At 74.6% G+C, this 3,847-nt stretch carries 5 protein-coding genes; 2 read left to right on the top strand and 3 right to left on the bottom strand.

The window, feature by feature from the left end:
• Positions 1-234 precede the first annotated feature (234 nt).
• The 3 genes from CRM73_RS18530 to CRM73_RS18520 form a co-directional block, all read right to left on the bottom strand.
• A complete protein-coding gene (locus tag CRM73_RS18530) occupies positions 235-1,071 on the bottom strand; it encodes an alpha/beta fold hydrolase (protein ID WP_017835004.1) in 837 nt (278 codons plus the stop codon).
• A gap of 132 nt (positions 1,072-1,203) precedes the next feature.
• Positions 1,204-1,905, bottom strand: coding sequence for a class F sortase (locus CRM73_RS18525; protein ID WP_229588711.1), 702 nt, complete (start codon positions 1,903-1,905; stop codon positions 1,204-1,206).
• Positions 1,906-1,926: 21 nt separating this feature from the next.
• Positions 1,927-2,697 (bottom strand): hypothetical protein, encoded by a 771-nt coding sequence (locus tag CRM73_RS18520; RefSeq protein WP_229588710.1) that lies wholly within the window; start codon positions 2,695-2,697, stop codon positions 1,927-1,929.
• A 293-nt stretch (positions 2,698-2,990) separates the two neighbouring features.
• Here CRM73_RS18520 and sigK point away from each other — a divergent pair, with 293 nt between their 5' ends.
• Together sigK and CRM73_RS18510 are read left to right on the top strand one after the other, a co-directional pair.
• Positions 2,991-3,599, top strand: coding sequence for an ECF RNA polymerase sigma factor SigK (gene sigK, locus CRM73_RS18515; RefSeq protein WP_095650086.1), 609 nt, complete (start codon positions 2,991-2,993; stop codon positions 3,597-3,599).
• Positions 3,596-3,847, top strand: a 252-nt coding sequence (locus CRM73_RS18510) for a zf-HC2 domain-containing protein (protein ID WP_229588709.1), incomplete at its 3' end; no start/stop codon positions are given. The genes sigK and CRM73_RS18510, both read left to right, overlap by 4 nt.

Genomic DNA, 3,847 nt, shown 5'->3' with positions numbered 1-3,847 from the left:
CGACCGGCGGCCCGACCACGGGCGGCCCCGCCGCCGGCGAGCGCCCGGACGGGCAGCCGGGGGGACCGGCCGGGACCGACCGCCCCGGTGACGTGCCCGGCCACGAGGGCCCCCGCCACTGACGGTTCCCGGGCCCCGGGAACGGAGCGGACCCCGCCCGCCGCGCCTCGAGCGCACGGCAGGCGGGGTCCGTCGTCGTCCGGCGGAGGGCCGTCCCGCCGGGGGCAGGGGCGGCTACCGGGCGAGGAAGTCCAGCAGCGCCTCGTTGACCTCCGCGCCGTGGGTCCAGAGCAGCCCGTGCGGGGCGCCCTCGATCTCGACGTACTCCGCCTGCGGGAGGGCCTGGTGGAACTGCCGGCCGGTGGCGTCGATGGGCAGGATGTTGTCCGCGGTGCCGTGCACGATCAGGGCCGGCACGTCGATCTTGGGGATGTCGGCCCGGAAGTCGGTCAGCCAGGCGGGCTGGGCGGCCACCGACGCCACGGCCCCGGAGCGGGCGGCGATGTTCCGACAGGCGTCCACGACCTCCTGGCTCAGCCGGTCCGTGCCCAGGAACGTGTCCGTGTTGAAGAAGTTGCCGAAGAACTCGGCGAAGAACGCATAGCGGTCGGCGGTCACGGCCGCGGCCAGGCCGTCGAAGACGTCCTGGGGCACGCCCGTGGGGTTGTCCTCGGTCTGCAGCAGGTACGGCTCGAGCGAGCCCAGGAAGGCCGCCTTGGCCACCCGCGAGGATCCGTAGGTCCCGAGGTAGCGCCCCACCTCCCCGGTCCCCATGGAGAAGCCCACCAGGACCACGTCGTTCAGGTCGAGGGTGCTCAGGACGGTGTCGAGGTCGGCGGCGAAGGTGTCGTAGTCGTAACCCGTCGTCGGCCGGCTCGAGCGGCCGAAGCCGCGGCGGTCGTAGGTGATCACGCGATAGCCGGCCCCGAGCAGGGCGGCGGTCTGCTTCTCCCAGGACGAGCCGTCCAGGGGGTACCCGTGGATGAGGACGACGGGCTGACCGCTGCCGTGGTCCTCGTAGTACAGCTCGATGTCGGTGCTGTTCTCGGTGCCGACGGTGATGTGACCCATGGAGGCTCTTCCTCTCGCTGGTGCGACAGATGCAGAGAACGGCCGTTCCCTGCGCAGAAGCCTAGGGAAGGGTCGTTCTCCGCGCGAGGCCGGGGCGGTGCGCACCAGCGCTCGTTCCCAGGGCTGCGCCGCTCAGGGCACCAGGGACGCGTAGACCACGTAGTTGTCGTCGAACTCCCCGGTGGCCGGGTCGAAGCCGTCGCAGGTGATCAGCCGCAGCTCGGACCCCTCCGTGTTGCCGTAGACCTCGAGGGTGGGGAAGTCGTCCTTGCCGTACTGCTCCCCGCGGTCGACGGCGAAGACCGCCGTGGACCCGTCCTCCCGGGCCACCTCGATCGTGTCGCCGGGTTCCAGGGCGCGCAGCCCGGCGAAGACCCCGGGGCCGCCGCCCGTGGCGTTGACGTGGCCCAGCAGCACGGCCGGGCCGCGCTCGCCGGGGGTGGGGGACCCGGTGTACCAGCTCGCCGGGGAGCCGGGACCCTCGGGCGGGACCTCGAGCGAGCCGTCCTCGCGCAGGCCCAGGTGCAGCAGCTCGGACTCGGTGCCGGTGGCCGGGACGGACAGGGCGACCGGCTTCGACGCGCCCAGGACCGCCGGGCCGTCCGCGGGTCCGTCCGCCGGGGCGGTCGGCCGCCCCGCCGCGGACGGGGCGGACGCCGCGACCGAGGGCGCCGAGGTGCTCGACGGCGAGGCGGTGCTCGAGGCCGCCGGCGGGGTGCTGCCGGCAGCCGGCGCGGCGCCGTCGTCGGACGCGGCGCAGCCGGTGGCGAGCAGGACGGCGGTCGCCGCGGAGGCCAGCAGGCCTCCGCGACGACCGGTGGTCGATCCCGTCACAGCAGGAACCGTCCCGTCGGATCAGCCTCGCGCGGCGCGACGGCGCAGGGCCCACGCGGCGCCGGCCGCGGCGGCCAGGACGCCGCCGCCGAGAGCCGCGGCCTGGGCGGTGGACCCCGTCTCCTGGGCCACGCCGGTGTCGGCGCCGCCCTCCGGCATCGCGCCCATCTGCGAGGCGGTCAGCGTGCCGCACGCGGCCGGGAGGGTCGCGGCCGCGGGCAGCGCCGGGTCGAGGTCGCTCATCTTCTCGGCGGCAGCGGCGGGCATCTTCGCCGGGTCCACGCCGTGGACCACGACGACCGCGGCGCCGTTCTGCAGGGACTCGGCGGTGGCCTCGTCCAGCTGCAGGGTCCGCTCGTAGGTGTACGCGGAGCCGCCCGGGAAGCGCTCCACGGCCAGGCCGGAGTCGGGGCTGGTGTCGCCCTCGGTGGTCAGCGAGGTGCCGATCATGCCGTAGAACGGGTGGCCCTCGGTGGTGTTGACCACGCCGTCGCCGTCCGCGTCCGCCTCCGGGCCCGGGCAGGTGCCCTGGCCGTGGATGTGGATGTGCTGGGCGTGCGGGAACGGGCCGTCCATGAACGTCTCGGCCGCGCCGCTCACGTTCATCGTGACGGTGGCCTCGGTGCCGTGGACGTCGACCATGACCTCGCCGGTGGTGCCGGAGTTGTTCAGGGTGCTCAGCGCCGCCTGGGCGGACCACATGTCGGAGTCGTGGGCGGCGGCGGGCGCGGCGGCCATGGTGAGCGCGCCGAGGGCCAGGGTGGGGACTGTGAGGAGCATGGACTTGCGCATCAGATTCTCTCCTGTGTCGTACCGGGGGGTCGTGCCGTGTGCGCACTTTCGGTGTGCGCACGGACAGTTCGGCGCCGGAACGGGTCCGGACGGGTGCGGGGGCAGAAAAGTTTCCGGCGCGCCGGAACGGCGCGCGGACCCGTCCGGTGCCGGCCCCGCGACGAACAACGGTCATGGAGACGACGAGTGTGTCGATGGCATCACATCGACCCGGTGTGGCAAGGTGCAATGCGACACTGCTCCCGCCCGGACCCCGGGCGGGGTGCCGCTCTCCGAGGGAACAGCGAGACCGCGTGAGCACAGGACCGACCGGCCGGAGCGGGAGAGCCGGGGCACCGGTCCCCGCTCCCGGGCGGACCGAACAACAGGTCGAGCTGCTGCGCCGCGTGGCGGGCGGTGACGAGGACGCCTTCGCCGAGCTGTACGACGCGACGTCGTCCACGGTCCACGGCCTGGTGCTGCGGCTGCTCCGCTCCCCCGAGCTCGCCGCGGAGGTGGTCCAGGAGGTCTACCTGATGGCCTGGCAGCAGGCGGAGCGCTTCGACGCCGGCCGCGGCACGGTCCTGGCGTGGTTGTGCACCATGGCCCACCGCCGCGCGGTGGACCGGATCCGGCAGAGCCAGCGGGAGCGGGACCGGGACCAGCAGTACGAGGTCCGGCGGGCCGAGACGCCCTCCGACTCCACCTGGAGCGAGGTGGAGCAGTCCCTGGACTCCGAGGAGGTGCGGGCCGAGCTCGGCGGGCTCAGCCCGCTCCAGCGGGAGGCCGTCTGCCTGGTCTACTACCGGGGGTACAGTCACCGACAGGTCGCGGAGCACCTGGACGTCCCGCTGGGCACGGCGAAGGCCAGGATCCGCGACGGACTCACCAATCTGAGATCGGCACTGGGGGTGCGGCAGTGAAGGACATCCAGGGGGACGACCGGGCCGGCGATGTCCACGCCGACGCGGCGCTCTACGCCGTGGACGCCCTCGAGCCCGGCGAGCGCGCCGCGTTCGAGCTCCACCTGCGCGGCTGCGCCGCCTGCCGGGAGGAGGTGGCCGCGTTCGGGGAGGTCGGGGCGCACCTCGCCGCCGCCGTGGCCGAGCCGCCGCCGGCGGCGCTGCGCGGGGACGTCCTCGCGGCCGTGCGCGGGACGCCCCAGGAGCGG

The sequence above is a fragment of the Kocuria sp. CCUG 69068 genome, from assembly GCF_020833785.1.
Classification (GTDB): Bacteria; Actinomycetota; Actinomycetes; order Actinomycetales; family Micrococcaceae; genus Kocuria; species Kocuria rosea.
The sequence above is the reverse complement of the archived record's forward strand: the minus strand, read 5'-3'. Positions and strand labels throughout refer to the sequence as shown.

What these genes read in the sequence shown, in the direction of transcription:
- CRM73_RS18530 (WP_017835004.1), bottom strand. Translation starts at nt 1,071, where the DNA reads ATGGGTCACATCACCGTCGGCACCGAGAACAGCACCGACATCGAGCTG.
- CRM73_RS18520 (WP_229588710.1), bottom strand. Translation starts at nt 2,697, where the DNA reads ATGCGCAAGTCCATGCTCCTCACAGTCCCCACCCTGGCCCTCGGCGCG.